General features: G+C 32.4%; 13 protein-coding genes and 1 pseudogene. 12 read left to right on the top strand and 2 right to left on the bottom strand.

What is annotated here, in order from left to right:
* The first annotated feature begins 51 nt into the window (after positions 1-51).
* From rho to trpS, 6 genes are all read left to right on the top strand, one after another.
* On the top strand, positions 52-1,467 hold the full coding sequence (gene rho, locus GOY07_RS03635) for a transcription termination factor Rho (RefSeq protein WP_175838316.1): 1,416 nt from the start codon (positions 52-54) through the stop codon (positions 1,465-1,467).
* Between the two features lie 1,205 nt (positions 1,468-2,672).
* Positions 2,673-4,481: a peptidylprolyl isomerase gene (locus GOY07_RS03630; RefSeq protein ID WP_175838314.1), complete on the top strand. Its 1,809-nt coding sequence runs from the start codon at positions 2,673-2,675 to the stop codon at positions 4,479-4,481.
* 134 nt (positions 4,482-4,615) lie between these two features.
* Entirely contained in the window at positions 4,616-4,936 is a 321-nt protein-coding gene (gene rpsP / locus GOY07_RS03625; protein WP_175838312.1) for a 30S ribosomal protein S16, read from the top strand.
* 10 nt (positions 4,937-4,946) lie between these two features.
* Entirely contained in the window at positions 4,947-5,933 is a 987-nt protein-coding gene (locus GOY07_RS03620) for a polyprenyl synthetase family protein (RefSeq protein ID WP_175838310.1), read from the top strand.
* Positions 5,934-5,994: 61 nt separating this feature from the next.
* The gene (locus tag GOY07_RS03615; RefSeq protein ID WP_175838308.1) at positions 5,995-6,543 is read left to right on the top strand and encodes a nucleotide exchange factor GrpE; all 549 of its coding nucleotides are present in this window, start codon (positions 5,995-5,997) and stop codon (positions 6,541-6,543) included.
* Between the two features lie 45 nt (positions 6,544-6,588).
* Positions 6,589-7,587: a tryptophan--tRNA ligase gene (gene trpS / locus GOY07_RS03610; RefSeq protein ID WP_175838306.1), complete on the top strand. Its 999-nt coding sequence runs from the start codon at positions 6,589-6,591 to the stop codon at positions 7,585-7,587.
* Positions 7,588-8,345: 758 nt separating this feature from the next.
* On the opposite strand, the gene GOY07_RS04225 is transcribed toward trpS, so the two are convergent.
* Positions 8,346-8,504 (bottom strand): hypothetical protein, encoded by a 159-nt coding sequence (locus GOY07_RS04225; protein WP_218938964.1) that lies wholly within the window; start codon positions 8,502-8,504, stop codon positions 8,346-8,348.
* A gap of 747 nt (positions 8,505-9,251) precedes the next feature.
* Here GOY07_RS04225 and GOY07_RS03605 point away from each other — a divergent pair.
* From GOY07_RS03605 to GOY07_RS03595, 3 genes are read left to right on the top strand one after another with little or no spacing between them, the layout of a single operon-like run.
* Positions 9,252-9,770, top strand: coding sequence for a cytochrome b (locus tag GOY07_RS03605; RefSeq protein ID WP_175838304.1), 519 nt, complete (start codon positions 9,252-9,254; stop codon positions 9,768-9,770).
* 5 nt (positions 9,771-9,775) lie between these two features.
* Positions 9,776-10,816 (top strand): NAD(P)H-dependent flavin oxidoreductase, encoded by a 1,041-nt coding sequence (locus tag GOY07_RS03600; protein ID WP_175838302.1) that lies wholly within the window; start codon positions 9,776-9,778, stop codon positions 10,814-10,816.
* The gene (locus tag GOY07_RS03595; protein ID WP_218938963.1) at positions 10,813-12,174 is read left to right on the top strand and encodes a hypothetical protein; all 1,362 of its coding nucleotides are present in this window, start codon (positions 10,813-10,815) and stop codon (positions 12,172-12,174) included. The genes GOY07_RS03600 and GOY07_RS03595 overlap by 4 nt, the downstream gene beginning before the upstream one ends.
* Here the strand turns inward: GOY07_RS03595 and GOY07_RS04715 are convergent.
* Positions 12,142-13,060 (bottom strand): annotated as a pseudogene (locus GOY07_RS04715) (transposase). The gene GOY07_RS03595 and the pseudogene GOY07_RS04715 sit on opposite strands and share 33 nt — an antisense overlap.
* A gap of 213 nt (positions 13,061-13,273) precedes the next feature.
* Here GOY07_RS04715 and GOY07_RS03585 point away from each other — a divergent pair.
* From GOY07_RS03585 to GOY07_RS03575, 3 genes are read left to right on the top strand one after another with little or no spacing between them, the layout of a single operon-like run.
* Positions 13,274-13,639, top strand: coding sequence for a hypothetical protein (locus GOY07_RS03585; RefSeq protein WP_175838297.1), 366 nt, complete (start codon positions 13,274-13,276; stop codon positions 13,637-13,639).
* 45 nt (positions 13,640-13,684) lie between these two features.
* Entirely contained in the window at positions 13,685-16,039 is a 2,355-nt protein-coding gene (locus GOY07_RS03580) for a VirB4 family type IV secretion/conjugal transfer ATPase (protein WP_175838295.1), read from the top strand.
* Positions 16,020-18,815 carry a hypothetical protein gene (locus tag GOY07_RS03575; protein ID WP_175838294.1) on the top strand — a complete coding sequence of 932 codons (2,796 nt, stop codon included), beginning with the start codon at positions 16,020-16,022 and terminating at the stop codon, positions 18,813-18,815. Before GOY07_RS03580 ends, GOY07_RS03575 begins: the two co-directional genes overlap by 20 nt.
* Positions 18,816-18,948 lie beyond the last annotated feature (133 nt).

Raw genomic sequence — 18,948 nt, 5'->3', positions numbered from 1 at the left:
TTGTAATCACATTTTAGGTTAGTAAGCATCAATTAGAATTTTTGGAGGACTATGGTAACAATCAACAAAGATGTTTTAGCGAAAGAAAAGGTTGCAGTTGCAACAGAACTAATAGAAAAAAGCGAGCAAATTTCTAATAACGATATGATAAAACAAACAACAAACGAAGGTGTAAAGGAAAATAGAAAAACACTAGATCTGAGTGAGCTGAGGGAAAAAACAGCAGAAGAATTATTAAATCTAGCTGAAGAAAGAAAAGTTTCAACTAATGGTAAGGGCAATGGCAGAATGTTGAAACAGGAAGTGATATTCAGCTTAATGAAGAAAATGAGTGAAGAAGGAGGTATTACTACAGGGAGTGGAGTAGTGGAAATATTACCTGATGGTTTCGGTTTTTTGCGCTCAGCAAATGCAAATTATGCTCCAAGTACTGATGATGTTTATATTTCTAATGGACAAATAAAAAAGTTTAGTTTGCGCACGGGAGATATGGTATGTGGAGAAATAAGACCGCCTGGTGATAAGGAAAGATATTTTACTTTAACTAAAGTTCAAGGTATAAACTTTACTGAAGTAAGTGAATTAAGAAAGTACGCCCATTTTGATAATTTACTTCCTCTTTATCCTGAAGAAAGTTTAATTCTTGAAAATAACAGCAGCGGTGATAATAAAAAAGATATAAATATGCGTGCCGTGGATATAGTTGCACCTCTTGGAAAAGGGCAAAGAGCATTAATAGTTGCTCCACCACGTACGGGAAAAACTATACTACTTCAGCAAATGGCTCATTCTATAGCTACAAATCATCCTGAAATAGAGTTGATAGTATTACTCATAGATGAAAGACCTGAAGAAGTGACAGATATGATGCGCTCTGTGAAAGGCGAAGTAGTAAGCTCTACATTTGATGAACCTGCTTACCGTCATGTACAGCTTGCTGAAATAGTAATAGAAAAAGCTAAAAGGATGGTTGAGCATAAGAAAGATGTGGTAATCTTGCTTGATTCTATAACTCGTCTTGCACGTGCTTATAATGCAGTCATTCCTTCGTCTGGAAAAGTTCTAACTGGTGGTGTAGATTCTAATGCATTACAAAGACCAAAACGTTTTTTTGGAGCAGCTCGTAACATTGAAAATGGTGGTTCTTTAACAGTAATTGCTACTGCTCTTATAGAGACTGGCTCAAAAATGGATGAAGTTATTTTTGAAGAATTTAAAGGTACAGGTAATGCTGAGATTATTCTTGATAGAAAACTTGCCGATAAGCGTATATTTCCAGCTATTGACATTACGAAATCTGGAACTAGAAAAGAAGAGTTATTAATTGACAAAGCTACATTAAATAAAATATGGGTATTGCGTAGGATACTAAGCCCTATGGGGCCTGTTGAAGCAATGGAGTTTTTGCGTGATAAACTGCTTTTGACAAAGAGTAACGCTGACTTTTTTAGCTCTATGAATAATTAAGAATAAGCTAGCTTTAATAGATATGTGTGATAAAAATGATGGGCCTTACTTCCTATAAGGAAGGTTACATTAATTCATTAACTAAGTTCTTGGCTTTTAACGTGGCTTATTATTAATAAATAGCATTCAGAAGAATCTGATGACTTTCTTAAGGTTATGACAACACAGGAAAGGTATGTAATAAAAGAATTGAGCAATTAAAAAAGTTCTTCAGTAAGAATAGTGAAATAGCAATTAACAAGAAAATATTTGAGTCAGATCTGTTCATAAAGCCTGATGTAGACATAACAAGTAATAGTATACCTTATATTTTGTGTCATTGCGTCGAACACAATGGTGCAAGATTTGAATGGAGGGGGTAAATTACCATTTAAGACGTAATAGAGCATTTGAAGGGGCTATTGAAGATAGAATATATGCAAAAGATAAATCAATGAAGAGAGTTTCTTGTTTACGTGAATTTTAGAGTTGAGAAGAGGAATACATTATTACACCAAGTTGTTGTGTAGTAACACTGAGACAACAACTACCCTACTTTAATATAGGGCAAATTCTTTGATATAAAACGCAAATAATTAAACTATTGCAGAGTTGGCTTAAAGAGAAAAACAAAACGAGCACTTATTGACGTTATAGGAGATTAAGCTACCTCGAAAAAGGAAGTGTTAGAGATAGTGCAATGATGATGAGCATTTTTATGCCGTTATTGATGTTGGACTTAGTAGTAGCATTTGTGTGAGTATAAGATTTTCTTTTGATATTGTGTTATACTAATTCTCATTAGTGATAGGTCAAATAAGTAATACAACAGAGTTGTTTTATTGTGTAGTGAGAAAGAGAGATGGTAAATTTACACAAAACGCTCTCAAGCAAAACAATTGTATTATAGACTTTGTGACGCAAAATATTCTGTTTATATGCAATCTAAAGTCTCTCAATATGGTTGAGCTCAGATGAGTATCATAGTGGATATATAATCTCAATATTTTTGATACCTTTAAATTTTTCGACCCATGTCAACTAGCACAATTCATGACAAAAATTGCTTTATTTAAGAGTGCTTTGTACAAATTTATTACCCTCATTCTCACTCTGCAACTTCACTTATTTGACTTACTAACATGAGAATTGGTATAATTAATCAGTAGATTTACAAAAGATAAATTAGCACTATTCTACGATTAACCGCTAATCAACTTTTGTTTATGAATGTTAATTTTTTTTTTACTAAAATAATTGTTATCATTTTAACTTGTTTGTTACTCTTTATGGGGCTTGGCACCCTTTTTTTGGATGATAATAAAAAGGAAGAATTGGCTAGAGTTGGAAAGGAAGTTATAACATTGGATGAGTACAAGTCGCTATATCAAAATTATGGAAATCATGCTTCTAGATCTGATCTTAGTGAAGAGCAGATAAAAAGATTGAAATACGGTTTACTTAATGCACTTATAGAGCAAAAACTGTTGTTTAACTTGATTAGTGATTTAGGGTTAGTGATTGGAGAAGAATCCATAAAAGACCACATTAGAAATACTGAGTATTTTCAAAACAATAAAGGAGAATTTGACAAAAAAAAATTTCATGAGGCCTTGAATAATTTGCACATAACGGAAAGAGAATACGTAGCAAAGTTAAAGAAAGTCTTGCCTACAATTATGTTCATAACTTCATTATTTCATGATAATTATCCAGTAACTTTTGGAGAAAAAATCGATGAACAGATATATAAGAACCGCTATCAAACTAGAGTGGTTGATATTGTTAAAATAACTCAAGATGTAGTTACAGACGTTACTGAGCCAGATGAACGAACTTTATTTGATTTATATGAAAAAAATAAATCTCGTTTTTATTACCCTGAATATCGAACTGCACAATATATTTCTTTAGATCAAAAATACTTTAAAGACCAGATTCAGATTTCAGATAGAGAAGTTGACGATATAATAGAACAACAAGAGCTTAAAGATCAAAGAGATATATTTAATTTAATATTCCATTCTAAAGAAGAGGCTGAAGCAGCATATAAGGCATTTGAGGAAGGCAAAATAAGCTTTGAACAAATGGTAGAAGAATTTGGAAAGACAAAGCTTGAAGAAATTAGGTTAAACAATATAACTAAGGATTTTTTGCCAGAAGACATGAGGGAAAAGGTGTTTGCTCTCAAAGTTGGTGAAGTAAGTGAAGCTTTAGCAAGTAGTTTTGGTTGGCATATAATAAAAGTGTATAGTGTACATCAAATCTCTAATGAGAACTTGGCTGATTTGAAGAAAAATATAAAGTTAGTTTTGATTAATCAGAAGTCTTTTGAGAAGGTTAATGATTTTACAAATCAAGTAAACTATGAGATATATAATGGTATGACGATTGAAGAAATATCCAGTGAATACAATTTACCTATGCAAACTATTGGTCCAGTAGATGCTAGTGGAAAGGATCAGAGCGGTAATATTGTGGAAAGCTCTAATGATTTGGTTTCTTTCATCTTTTCACGAGAAAAAGATCAGAAAGATTATTTTAAAAGTGTTGGCGATGCTGTTGTTGGTGTAAAGATCATCAACATTGTTCCACCTAAATTGCGAGATTTTGAAGAAAGTAAGGCATTAGTGATAGATCTTTGGCATAATTGGTTTGTAAAAGAGAAGATGTTTGAAATTGGACAGGAAGTTGCAGTTCGACTAAGAGAAAAGGTAGATTTGGAAAAAACTCAAGGTATAGAATTGATTAAGGACCAGCAAATATATCGCAATGAAGTGGGTCAGCAAAGTTACCCATTTTCTTTTGTAGAGAAAGTTTTCTCTCTGAAAAAGATTGGTTCAGTAACAGATCCTGTTCAGCACGATAATGAAGTTATAGTAGGTATTTTAAAAGAAATGTACTCGTTAAATGGCAAGTTAGACACATTTGATACTGGAAAACGTGTGATGATATCGCTAAAAGGGCAGTTAATTAGCTACTTAGAATCAAAATATAAGGTTGAGATTAATCATGCTATACTTGATAATATGTAATAAGGTCTAGTTATCACTATCTCATACGGCTAACTAATAGCAGTTATATTATTCTTAAATGGAAGAGTGATGATTGGTTTGACTAGAATTACTTAATTATATAAATTGTATTAGTATAATAAATAAAGGTTAACATGGCAGTTAAAATAAGGTTGGCAAGATTTGGTGCAAAGAAATACCCTTTTTACAGAATAGTTGTAGCCGATTCGCGTGCACCAAGAGATGGACGTTTTATCGAGAGAATAGGGCAGTACAATCCAATGCTACCAAAAGACAATAAAAATCGTGTCATGGTAAAAGCTGATAGATTAAAATATTGGCTAAGTGTGGGTGCACAAGCAAGTGAAAGGGTGCTGTGGTTCATTAAAAAAGGCATAATAACTTTAGAAACAGAAGCAAAAAAAACAAAAAAAAAGAAAACAGAGACAAAAAAAGCAAAAGAACAAGAGGCATAAGTCTCATTAAATGTTGAACACTGATTTAATAAGTAATGATATATTAGACAATATCTTATCTTCTGATTTATCAGCTATGAAGAACTTTATCTTTAAGGATATTGACAATGAAGATGTCAAATTTGCTGCCAATATTATATCTCATCTTGTTAAGTCAGGTGGAAAAAAAGTAAGGCCCAAACTTGTCTTTATCATATGTAAGATGCTAAACTACTCCGGAGAAGATAGGATTAAAATTGCTGCGTCAGTAGAATTTATACATAACGCTACTTTACTTCATGATGATGTGCTTGATGAAAGTGAAGCACGACATGGAGTTAAAACAGCGAATAAAATTTGGGGGAATAAGTCGAGCATTTTGGTTGGTGATCTGTTATTGACTTTGGCATTTAAATGGCTTATAGAGTGTGGAAGTTTAAATATTCTTTCCACTTTATCTAGAGCGTCGTGTTCACTTGTAAAAGGCGAGATAAGCCAAATGGCAGCACACTTTAGCCCTCACACTATTAGGAAAAATTATTTTGATATCATTGGAAAGAAAACGGCGTCTTTATTTTCTGCATGCTGTGAAGCTGCTTCTATAATATCCAGTGCTACAAGTAATGAAACAGAGAGGTTAAAAAATTTTGGCTTTAATTTTGGTATGGCATTTCAAATAATTGATGATATGCTCGACTATGCTGCCGATCAATGTACTTCTGGAAAGCAAATTGGAAAGGACTTTTTTGAAGGTAAAGTAACTTTACCTGCTATTATAGCGTATGAAAAAGGTAGTTCAGCAGAACAAAAGTTCTGGAAAAAATGTTTTTCTTTGGCTGAATGCAACTTTGATCAAGCATTACATTATATTAATAATCATAATGCTATTCAGCTTTCTATAGAAAAGGCGAGACACTATGTTAACATGGCGCAAAATGATATTAACACTTTTCCTAATTCTTCTTATAAGATTGCTTTAATTGATTTTTTAAATGCGAGCATAGAACGGCAAGCCTAGCTAGTTCTTGATATTTTCAGATTAATTGTTATATATTTATTAGATTTTTAGGGGTAATGATATGTCAGATAGTAGTAAAGAAAGAGAGAGGAAATTCACTGACATGGTGAATAAACAGGAAAGCGAAGACCAACAGGATAATAACAAACAAGCTTGTGATCTAGATGAGCTCAAAATATTGAAAGAACGTGCAGTTCAGCTTGAAGATCATTTACGTCGTGCTGTTGCAGATAACGAAAATATTAAACGTATAATGCAAAAGCAAATTAGCGATGCAAGTGACTACGCAGTTACAAAATTTGCTCGTGATATGATCGACTCGTGTGATAATTTAAAAAGAGTAATGGAGATTTTAAAGGACGATGATCCTGTTCATGAGGGAATTAAAGTAGCTCATCAAAAGATCATGAATGATCTTAAAAAGCATGGAATAGAAGAGGTAAACCCAATCGGGGAGATTTTTGATAGCAATTTACATCAAGCTGTTGTAGAAAGAGAGGATAATGAAAAACAAATTGGCACTATTGTGGAAGTCTTGCAAACTGGCTATACTATTAAAAATAGGTTACTTCGTCCTGCAATGGTTATTATCTCCAAAAGAAACTGCTAATTATGGAAGCAGTTAGCAATATACGTACAATTAGGCAGATATGTAATGACAAGTGTGGTCTTTTCAGGCATTCAACCAAGCGGTGTACTGCATTTAGGTAATTATCTTGGCGCAATCAAGCAGTGGATAACTTTACAGGATAAGTACAAATCTCTTTTTTGTATAGTTGATTTGCATGCGATCACAGCCAATAAGCTTCCTGCAAGCGAGTTAAAAAATAATATTTTTAAAACAGTGGCAATTTACATTGCGTGTGGAATAGATCCAGAAAAATCCATTATTTTTAATCAGTCTACAATTAGTGGTCACGCGGAACTTAGTTGGATGCTAGGGTGTTATACACCAATTAGTTGGCTCAATCGTATGACTCAATTTAAAGATAAGGCTGGCAGGGATAAACAAAAAGCCTCTCTTGGGTTATATAGTTACCCAGTGCTTATGGCGGCAGATATATTACTATATCAAACTAAATATGTTCCTGTTGGTGATGATCAAAGACAGCATTTAGAGCTCGCACGCGATATCGCATTAGCTTTCAATAATTACTATAAGCTTGGTCATTTTGTTGTACCTGAAATACTAGTTTTAGACCACGTATCGAGGATAATGAGTTTAAGAGATGGTACGAGCAAAATGAGTAAATCTGATCCTTCAGCATATTCATGCATTAACCTTGACGACACAGATGACTTGATTGTTAAAAAAGTAATAAAAGCAAAAACAGATTCAATACTAGGCTTTGATTTTGCTACTTTAAAGTATCGCCCAGAAATAAGCAACCTGATAAATATATACTCAGTACTTAGTAATTTAGATGTAGATGAAGTGTGTGAAGAGATGAATAAGCATGATATGCAGCACTTTAAAGGAGAATTGGCTGATCTAATTATAAGTGTTATATCACCCATACGTGAGGAAATAAATGATCTTTTAAAGGATCAATCTCACTTGTATGGAGTGTTAAAAAAAGGCACGGAAAAAGCAGCAGAAATTGTTGGCCACAACATAAAAGAAATCAAAAATATTATAGGGTTTGTTCAATAAGTTGAATCAGTTGTTATTGTTAGTGAGTTAGGTAGGTAAATTGCAGAGTGAGAAGGGGAGGTGAAAGATTTGCAAAAATGCTCTCAAGCAAAGCAATTATATTATAAACTTTATCACGTAAAATGTTTTATTTGATATGTAATCAAAGTCTCTCAATAAGATTGAACTTAGGCGAGTATGGTGGTGAGTATATGATCTAGATATTTAAAAGTGCCTTCAATTTTTTAATGTGTACTAACTAGCACAATCCGTGACAAGAAAAGTTTCTTATGCTCTTAGATATTGTGACATTTATTCAAGAAATATACTCATACAATTAGTGTTAGCATTCAGTGTAAATAAGTTGAAATTTTCCCATTCTAGGATTTTAACTGCCCTGTAAAGGGGTAAAATTTTTGCTTACCTAACCTTACTTTGACCCGTGTTCTCATGCCATTTTTAAGTTACTCATGTCCAACTTTCGAATGCGTACCAACTACGATTCATCAAAGATGAATAACTCTTATTCAGGATATTTGCCAATAGGCTTAATGAGATTTTTTAACTCTTCCTGTCTACTTTTATCTTATTTATTATGGACTGATCTTGGCGTAATATATGAAAACTTCATTTTTTGCATATTGTACTGTACTATAGACTTGCTGACGTTTAGGCCAAATTTTTTCTAGATTCTTATTTTCATTTCTTTAATGGTGATACAAGTTTTTTTGTATCTATGCTTTAACTTGTGCGAATTGACTCTTGGCTCAGCTCATTTCTCAATGATATTGAGAGGAAGCATACAATTTTTTTTCTTTTCCAAATTTTAGGTGTTTTGTCCATGCAGTTAATGCTTTTCCTGAAATGAAACATGTTTTTGCTACGGCTGTTATGCAGTACTTTTTGTTGCAATTATAGCATTTAGTTTTTTTAAACATATGCGTTATCTTGCATTTTCTTCAGCATTTTTTTGCTGATTTCACGCTTTTTCATCCAATAATTTTGATTTCAACACCATTTAGACCTTGTTGTTTTACTTACTTCAATATGACTTCTTTCTCATTATTGTTTATCCGTTTCTTGTATGATGAGATTAGTATAAGTAGAAAAAAATGGTTAATATCTATTAAAAACATTGGCATTTTTATGTTTTAAACACTTAATAATCGTGACCTTAGCTGCATTTTAAATGTAACTAACCTTTGGTATAAATCTTAAGGAATTTACTAAGCAAAAAAAAGGCAAAAGTTATCTCGTGTTGGATGATATTCACTCTCCAACCTTACTGCAAATTGGCGTGCTGTACTTCCTAAAATTTTCTATAAGTAAGTTTCAGCTTATGTGAGTAAAAACTTAGAAATGTTGAAAGACATTAAAATGTACATAGTGCGAAAAATTGAATATAAAACTACAGCTGTGTAATACTTTGCATTTAACGTGCATGAATTGAAGATAATTGAATATCTTCAATACTAGGATGAAGCCTAGCGAGGCTTGTCAAGTATTTTTTGCATTTTTATGATACATGGTCTCGCAAATTGCAATGTTTGTATAGTTGGGTGTCACGTACAATAATTGTATGAATGTTGATTAATACAGCAAGGTTTTGTACAAATAATTTTGATTGAAAAATAGTTTTTCTACTATATAAGTTCTACATATGGGTTCTGTTTTGGAACAATCAAATGGAAGATAGTAAATATAACTTAAAGCTAAGGATTATTCATTGGTTAATAGCTATTTTTATTATTGGTATGCTTTGCTTTGAGTTTTACATGAAAAGCTTGCCAGTTAATAATGAAATTAAATTCAGCATATACCCTATTCATAGGGCTTGCGTGATTGTTATTCTTAGATTAGTCATATTACGCGTATTTTCTTGTGTCTTCACTTGTGATCCACTATTTTTAGCAAATTTTCCTTGTGTAATTAATGTAAGTGAAACAATACACTTTATTTTATACTCTTTAGTGATAGTGATGCTATTGTCTAGTTATGTCATGTCTTTTGCATCTGATATAAAGATTGAGTATATTTTCTATATTCCTTTATTAATCAATAAAGACAAAGATCTAGCGAATACAGCCAATTTGCTATACTTGATACTTGCGTACTTTATGGTGTTTTTTATAGTCTCGCATATATTTGGTGCTTTAAAGCATATATTTATAGGTAAACAAAACATTCTTAAACGCATTATATAGATAATATGTTGAGTAACCTCTGGAAAAAGGGAACAGATTTTCTTGGTAGTGAGTTTGCAATAATGGGTGGTGCTATGAGCTGGGTTTCAGAGAGGAATTTAGTTTCAGCAATCTCAAATGCTGGTGGATTTGGTGTAATTGCATGCGGTGCTATGTCTTCAGACTTACTGGGAAAGGAAATAACAGAGACACAGAAGTTAACTAACAAGCCATTTGGTGTAAATCTAATTACTATGCACCCAAATTTGAATGAGCTGATAGATGTATGTATTAAAGCAAGAGTAAGCCATATAGTTCTTGCTGGTGGACTACCGTCAAAGCCTAGCATAGAAAAAATCAAAAATGTAGGCATTGAGGTTATGTGCTTTGCACCATCATTAAGCCTTGCAAAGAGGTTAGTAAAAATGGGGGTGGGTGCGTTAATAATAGAGGGAATGGAAGCTGGTGGGCATATAGGTCCAGTCAGCACTTCTGTTCTTTCGCAAGAGATATTACCTTATTTAAAGGATAAGGAAATACCAGTATTTGTTGCAGGTGGGATAGGAAGGGGCGAAATAGTGGTAAATTACTTAGAAATGGGAGCAAGTGGCTGTCAAATAGGTACATTATTTGTTTGTACTAATGAATCGATTGCCCACAAAAACTTTAAGGAAATATTTATTAAATCAGCTGCACGTAATGCGGTATCTTCTGTACAGATAAGCGCTGATTTTCCTATCATTCCAGTAAGAGCCATAGCTAATAAAGCGAGTGATGACTTTATACAACATCAAAGAGAAATTATTGATAAATATCATAAAGGACAGATCTCAAAAGAAGGTGGGCAGCTTGAAATAGAAAAATTCTGGGCTGGAGCCTTAAAAAGAGCAGTGATTGAAGGAGATGTCGAAACTGGATCTTTAATGGCTGGTCAAAGTGTCGGTATGGTTGATAAGGAAAAGTCTGTAAAAGAAGTGATAGATATTTTAATTCGACAGGCGAACAATTATATTGAAAGTAAATCTATAAAAACAGGAGATTCGACCATTAGCAAAGTAAATAATTGAACAATAGAGAAGTTGCCATAATCCTCAGAAGGATACAACTGTTCAGTTTTAATGCAAAATTAACGTCAAAAAGGTATCTATATATTTTATTATGTATGGAAGAATATTTTATGGATGGTAATGCAGAGGTAATTTCTAATTTAACAAGAAGTGATTATTACAACTCTCTTGGTAATTCTACTAAGAGTTCACAAGCCTTGAAAAGGGTAAAAAATTATTCAGCGTCAAAAACAGAAGAATTGTGCAAAGTTATAAGAAAAAAGGTAACAGAAGAAAATTATCGAGAAAATCAAGAGAGTAGACAAGACAAGATTCCCAGGAAGTGCAAAAAGTTGTTTAAGAAAGGAGCTAATCCTGAGGTATTAATGAAATTAAGAAAATCATTAATGGGACAAGCGAAATATTATAATAGTTATATCCAACACTTTCTTCCAGCGTTGAAAAGAGAAATAGCAAAGTCAAAAGAACTAAATCTAATAGAAAGAACAAAAATAGAACAAATAATTATGAAATTAATAACTTCAGATGCTGTTTACAAGAACAGTAATGAAAATTATTCTAGTACAGAAATGAATAAACGGTCTATAAATGGAGCAAGTAATATCCTTAATTGCACTGCTAAAAATTTAGAATTAAGTAATACACGTGAAGAAATAAATCCAAAACGTTGGGAAAACTCGCCTAATCTGAGAGATGATAGTCAATTTAATTTTGGAGAAAGATTGTCTAAAACAATGGATAATTTAGAACCAGAAATAAATACTTCTGAGATCGATAGTAGTGGTAGTGTAGATGGTGGAGTAAATTCACCTGGTTTAAGTGAAGAAAGTTTGGAGTCATTGGTAAGTAATGGAAGGAGCAGTGTAGGCTTAATATTAAGCTCTGCTGAAGAAGATAGCAGTCTACAAAAAGAAGAAAATAAGAACCAAATGAAACTAGAGCGGACTGCAAAAGAAGAGCTGCAGGTGCAAAAAAACAAAAAACCAGGCAATGAAGCAAGTCCAGTTCAATATCCTGAAAAGAAAAGGAGCATGGAAGATACTACCATGCAGGAGCTTCTTATGAATAAAAGGAAAGGTAAAGATGCCCTATCTGAAAGACAACTCAGTAGTAGAGAATTTTATGCTACATTTATAGCAAATTGTGCTCTTTTGGCAATTTGGTGTTTTGTTGGAGCAGTAGTAAGAAAATCTAGAATATTGTGTCTTGGGTGGTATGTTATGACTGTAGCACTTGCTATAGCTGCTGCATGGTATTTATCTCCTTCTCCTTCAAGTAAATTAGCGTGCACCAATTCGATCCCTGTTATTAATAATGAAAAAAGCCTACGGATATTTAATACTAATTTTTATTGTTAATAGGTTAATGAGTAACATTGCAGAGTTGTTAAATTGCTGAATGAGAAAGAGAGGTAATAAATTTGCAAAAGCGCTTTCAGGCAAAGTAATTGTATTATAGGCTTTATTATGTAAAATATTCTGTTTTGTCTCTCGATAAGATTGAGCTTAGGTAAGTATGACTGCAGGTATATATTCTCGATATTTTTAGATACATTTAAATTTTTAACTTATACTAACTAGTATAATCCATGACAAAAAAGCTTCTTGTGCTCTTTAAAACTCCACCTCTTTCTAAAATTAACTGTACTGTAAAGATAAAAATTTTGTCTACCGATTTTACTTTAACTTGTGTTCTAATGCCCTTTTTAAATCAGCCTAGTTCAACTTTTGAATATGTGCTAAACTGAGATTCGTCAAAGAAAAATAACTTTTATTCGGATGCTTACCAATAGTCTCATTAAAATTTGAAAAAATTCTTCCTGTCTACCTTTATCTTGTTTATTATGAATTGATCTTGGCATAATATATAAAAACTTCATTTTTTGCACATTACGATGTACTATAAGCTTACTAACATTCAAGCTAAATTTTTTTCTAGATTCTTATTCTCATTTTTTTAATGTAAATATTACGATTTTTTCGTATCAATACTCAACTTGTTCAAATTGATTCTGTATTTAGTCTGGTTTTCTACCCATTGGGGAGAAGTAAACAACTTTTCTTCTCTTCTAAATTTTAAATGCTTTATTCATGTAGTCAATGTTGTTCTTGAAATGCAACATATTTTTGCTACAGTTGCTATACAGCATTTAATTTTTTTTGTAACATATATACGTTTTTGCATTTTCTCTAGCGTTTCTTTTGCTGATTTTACGGCTCTTTCATCCAATAATTTTGATTTTATACAATGCCGTTTAAACCTTGCTACTTTACTTACTTCAGTATGGCTCTTCTTCCTATTATTTTCTAGCAGTTCTTTGTACAGTGAAAATTGATATAAGACGGTAAAAGTTAAATGCATGTATATGTTAATCATAGTAAACAAGAGTAAATTCAGCTCTTGCCTGTTGATATGAAAGTTATTATAATTAAAAGGTGTTTAGAAGGTATTTAGTTGATGCACATTCAATTGAATAAAGTTTTGGTTTTTATAGCTCTGTTAAGCTTCATTTTTGCATCATATTCTGGTGGAGCAGATTCGATGCGTGATGAGTTAAAGGATGTACAAAAGACGGTAAGAAGTTTTATTTCTTCATTTTCAGTGAAAGATACTGTAAAAAACATGAGTCCTTCAACAGTTATAGGGCTATGTATAGCTGCAGTGATGCTTGCAATAGTGTTTAGGGGGCTGATCTTTTTTATGATAATGTTTGGTGTACTGATTATGATGTTTGGTAGTACAGAAAAGGCAACGGATTACTTGAAAGAGAAGTTTAATTTTGTAAAAGTGCAGCCAGATAGCAAAAAAAAAGATAAAAATTAAGTATCACTTATTAAAGTTATCTTTGTTGAATATGCATGATGTTGTATGCAAGTAAAAACACCAACAATTAATCCTAAGTTTAAAAAAAAGAATAATTTAGCATTATTAGAGAGTATTAATTTGGATTTCATTCCTTATGCTTGTCATTACGATAAAGAAACAATACTGACAAAACATGGGGAGTTATTAAAGATAATTAAATTAGAAGATTACTTCTCTGCTGATAATTACAGCGATCTTAGAACTGAGATTAGAAAAAGTATATTAAAAAATATTAATAGCCTATGTTTTACCATTTGGATTCATACTGTTAGAAAGCGTAATAAGCTGAGTTTGAAATGGAATAAGACTGGAGATTTTTCTGATAAGCTACACTTAACGTGGCTTGGTAAACTCACTGATAGTAAATTACAGTATATAAATGAGTTGTACATTGTGGTATTAGTTAGCAATTTTAATAAGCATAGTAATAATTCACTTTTTTTCGGTGGGATAAAGAATAAGCATAAGTTGTCTTTACAAGAAAATTATCGCAAATTACAGAAGGTAACTGATTTAATTCAAAGTGACTTAGAATTTTTCGGAGCTAAAAAACTGGCTCTGAGGTTTAATGAGGATGAAATATATTCTGAGATGATGGAATTTCTCCATTATATTGTTACATTAACGCATAAGGATCATCCAATATGTGAAATGGATCTGTCGCAACATATTAAAAATTTAAAAGTAGCTTTCGGTTTTAATACATTTCAAACAATATTTGAAAATCAACAGAAGTTTGGCTCTATTTTTTGCATAAAGGAATATCGGGAAATTCCCTTGGGCAATATAAACAAGTGCTTGCAACTTGACTCTGAGCTTATTATCACAGAAATAATAATATTTACTAGTAATAATAAGGCAGTAAAAGAATTTAAAAAACAAATTAATATGCTACAAGCCAGTGAGGATAATACTTTATTTCGAAATTCAGAAATAAAAGAAATAATAGAACTTGAAAAAACTTCTGCTATAGACTTTTGCCAACAGAAGATTATTTTTACGATTTTTGCAGATGGTAAAAATAAATTGGCCGAAAATATTAGCAGTTTATCTTCCGTGATGTCGTTAATTGGTTTGATGATGTTTAGGACTGACCTTCATATGGAAGATCATTTTTGGGCACGCCTTCCAGGCAATTTTGCTTTTATTACACAACCAAAAAATATATTAGCAAAATACGCTTGCAGTTTTGCTATGCTACATGATTTTACGTCAGGTACATTTAAAGGTGGAAGATGGAAAGAAGCAGTAACGGTCTTTTTTTCGAAAAAGGGAAGTCCTTACTTCTTTAATTTTCATGGAAAGAAAAACAATGGTCACACTACGATACTTGGAGCTCCAAATTCTGGTAGAACCTCATTGATTAATTTTCTATTGTCGGAGTCAAGAAAATTTAATCCCAGGATTATCATATTAGATAATACTGGAAAATCAATAATTTTTACCAAAGCAGTGAGTGGTAAATATTATGTAATCGATCCGAGATATAAAAATAAAAGCCTAAAATTTAACCCATTAAACGTTGAAGATAATGTTTCCAATCGCAATGTGCTGATTGAACTGATCAAGAGAATGGTGGTAGATACTGACTTAGTAGATGTAGAAGAAAAGATAAAAAAAGTTGTAGATTTTATATTTGCTATACCTAGAGAATCGCGTTCTATTTCACAAATTTCTGAGATGCTCTTGCTCTTGGAAGGTAAGATAAATAAATGGTGTGGTGATGGTGAATTTGCTTATTTATTTCAAGGTGGTGATGAATCAAATATTGACTGGGGAACAAAAATTATATCTCTTAATACTGCAAACCTGACAAAATGTAAAGAATGTATGTCTGTAATACTTTACTATTTTTTACATTCTTTTGAAGCTCAGTGTGATGGCTCGCCTGCAATACTTGTTTTAGATGAAGCATGGGAGATAAGTAATATTTTTTCTACAGAGGAAGAATTTGATAATTGGATGCAAAGAATGACAGAATTAAATGTTGTAGTAATTCTAAGTACTGAAAACTTAAACTTGGCATTTGCTAGCGAATTTACTCAATATTTAGATAAACATGTTGATACAAGAATTTTAATGCCGAATGTCAATGCGAATAGATTGTATATGAAAGCATTTTCCTTATCAAAAGAGGAACTGAATATAATTTTGCAAACACCAACTCAAGAAGGTTTATTTTTAATAAAGCAGTATAAAGGATTAGTAACTTTAAATTTAGATTTGAAGAATATGCAAGAAATACATGTGCTCTCAGCCAACAAAGAGACTATAAAGTATATGTATGAAGCAATAAAAGAAGAAGGAGAAGAAGTGAATAAGTGGCTGCCGATATTTTATGGAAAGTGTAAGACTTAATTTTTTATTGATACTATTTTTAACATTTTATCTTTCGTGCCAAGTATATGCTGATTGTCCACCTTTTGTAGAGAGTAATACTAAATTTGAAGCTGGGGGCAGAAAAGCTTTAGAGGGTTTTGCAAAAATTTTTAGTCTCGGTACTGCTGGAAGTTTTCGAATCGACGAAGAATCATACCAATACATTACAGTAAGGCAGGTAAGAGACCAAGGGATTGATGGTTATTTTAATCCAAAGATTCAGGTCTGTGATTATGGGGGAAAAAATAATTGTTATATATTAACTAGTGGAACATCTTGCCATCAGATATATGGAACACAAAGTACAGGTGCTGGAGTTTCTGCTGCAGTTTTTATCGATTGGGAAGGGGATAAAATGTTGGCTAGTGGAACGATTCAGGCAGATAGCAGTAAAAAAATCAAAGAAGGAATTGCGAAGGGTCTTGAGTGGGAATGGGCAGACAATGTTACTGATGAAGAGAAAGTAAAATTTGCTAACTCTCCTAAAATATGCGCTTGCAGTCAAAAGGGGGCTTGTATGTCAGGAATTTCTTCATGGGGTGCTAGAGTATTTTTAGGTGGAAATATTTTCCGTCCTGGGGAGATGGAAAAAGCTTGTGATACCTGTTCATCGTGGAGTCAGGGAAAGCAAAAGATAAAGTGTGCTCCTATACCACTTGCACCTGGTCCACTTCCATTCTGTGAACAACTTGGAATGTTCTCTCCACAGGTTAAAATTGTTCCTATAACAGATAAGGACAATGATTACTTTAATCCAAGAGTTAGAGTAATCATTGATAAACTAGGAAAAAAAGACTTGAATTTTCAAAGAACTTCACATGAAATTGAAGATGATAGAGGTACTACCCATTACTTTAAGACCTATAGAAAAAGGGGTAAGCTCTGTGCTGAATACTATGGAACTCAAAATATAGATAAAGAAAATCTGCAGTCTGTCCGCTGTTTTCCAGCTCCACCTGCTCCAGAACCTGAAAGGGTGGAAATAGTAGATGAAAATACACTAGAAGTAAAGATGAAGATGAGTGCAAATACTTTCTATGTTAATACTGATTCTTTAACAAATATTGGCCCTCTATCTTTAAAAGTAGTCAAGCCCAGGATAGTAAAAAAAACAACTAATGGTAATAATAATAAAGGTAATATCACTGATATTGTAGAAAGTATATTAAAAAAGAATCCTCAGTTTAAAATTTTAGAAAAGTATGGGCTTACTCCTAATATTGGGATTCGGTTTTCTGATGGCAAGGATTACAGTATAACAAATTCTACCAAAAATAATGAAATTGGACCTACTAAGTGGGAATTGGATGATATGGGACAACCAAAAATAAAAGTGAGATATATGAGAGTAAGAGATCAAGGAGATTCTAATAATAAAATGCTTTGCCTTTCTGGTTGGAAGGCAGAGCCAGAAGAGTTTGTTCTTGAGAAGGATGGTGAGATAGTATTGCTAAAATCAATAGGAGCGAGGTATATTAAATACAATGCTGTTTATTCAATGGAATCAAATCAGTTCTATTATCTTCCAAGTAAGAAAAGGGAAATAGTCGACCTGTTGAAAAGACCTCAAAAACAGTTAGATGAAATGATATTTGACAAGCAAGGATACATTTTCTTTCCTGAAGAAAATGAACAAGAGAAGAAGAAATGTAGTTACTGTGTAAAAAGAGATGATGAAATAGATAAAGCATTTGCATCTGATAAAGGACTGAGAATAGTATATAAACTGGTAGATTTAGAGCAATATTTAAATAAAGAAGATGGTAATCCGTTTTACTTAAGATATGAAGAAGTGGATTGTAAAGACAAAGATGGTAAAACATTGAGAAATGAAAAAAATGAAATACAGAAGTGCACACAATTAAAAGATCGACCAATTAAAGCAGACAGAACAGAGGTCTTTTACGCTGATAAATTATGTAGGCTTGATTTAGAGAGTGTGAAGAAGAAGGTGCTTGATACAATAAATAAGCGGCTAAAAAGTAGAAATTTGCCACAAGCTTATATCTTTTCAAGTGATGATAATTATACAGATGATTTATCGAAATATGATTCTATTGAGATAGAAGCATGGGGAGGTGGTGAAGCAGGTCATATAAAAAATACAGCTCACTCTACGGAAAGTAGATTAGGAATGCCGGGAGATTATATTAAAGTTCAATTGAAGATTGACCCTAATTATCCTATAATTAGGGCTCAAGCTACAGAGGGAGGAGGGGGACTCACAAATAATATATCCAATAAGGATGGTGGACCAACTTTCATAAAGATGTGCAAAGACTCTTCAGAAGTAAATTGTAAAGATTTAATTACTGTTGCAGGTGGTGGTAAGCATAGAATATATGGTGGAAAAGAGTATAAGAAGACAAAGGTTCATGATAATTTAGGTAATTTAGAGATATTAGGAAATCCAACAGTAGTAACAGGTAAAGATTTTACAGAAGATAATCAAGTAGCGTATATAGAAGATGGTAAAGTTAAGTATGAAATAGTAAAGTGTAGCAGTGATTTTAAGAGTAGTAATCCTGGTGCAGGTGGTTGTATTGATAACACTAATCAAGTCTATAGCAGAGGCTCTCCTGGTTATGTTATTATTAAATCTGTACAAGTTGATGATAAAGAAGTGGAAAAAATAGTTAATGCTCTTGTAGGCCAGAATAGTAATGCTAGTATTAGCAATTTAATTGGAAAATTTTATTCTAATCTGACTAGGGAGATAGAGGAAGAAATCAAAAAGAAATTATTAGGGCTATAGCTAAAAGATCCAGAATTATAACTAAACTACCTGAAAGGTATAGGTTCTATCACTGTACTTTAATAATTAATTAAAATAAAATACGTGTAAGCTTGTTATTTAGGCTTAGTTGCTGTTATTTTTGCAAAAAGGG

The organism is Wolbachia endosymbiont of Litomosoides sigmodontis (assembly GCF_013365435.1).
GTDB lineage: Bacteria > Pseudomonadota > Alphaproteobacteria > Rickettsiales > Anaplasmataceae > Wolbachia.
The sequence above is the reverse complement of the archived record's forward strand: the minus strand, read 5'-3'. Positions and strand labels throughout refer to the sequence as shown.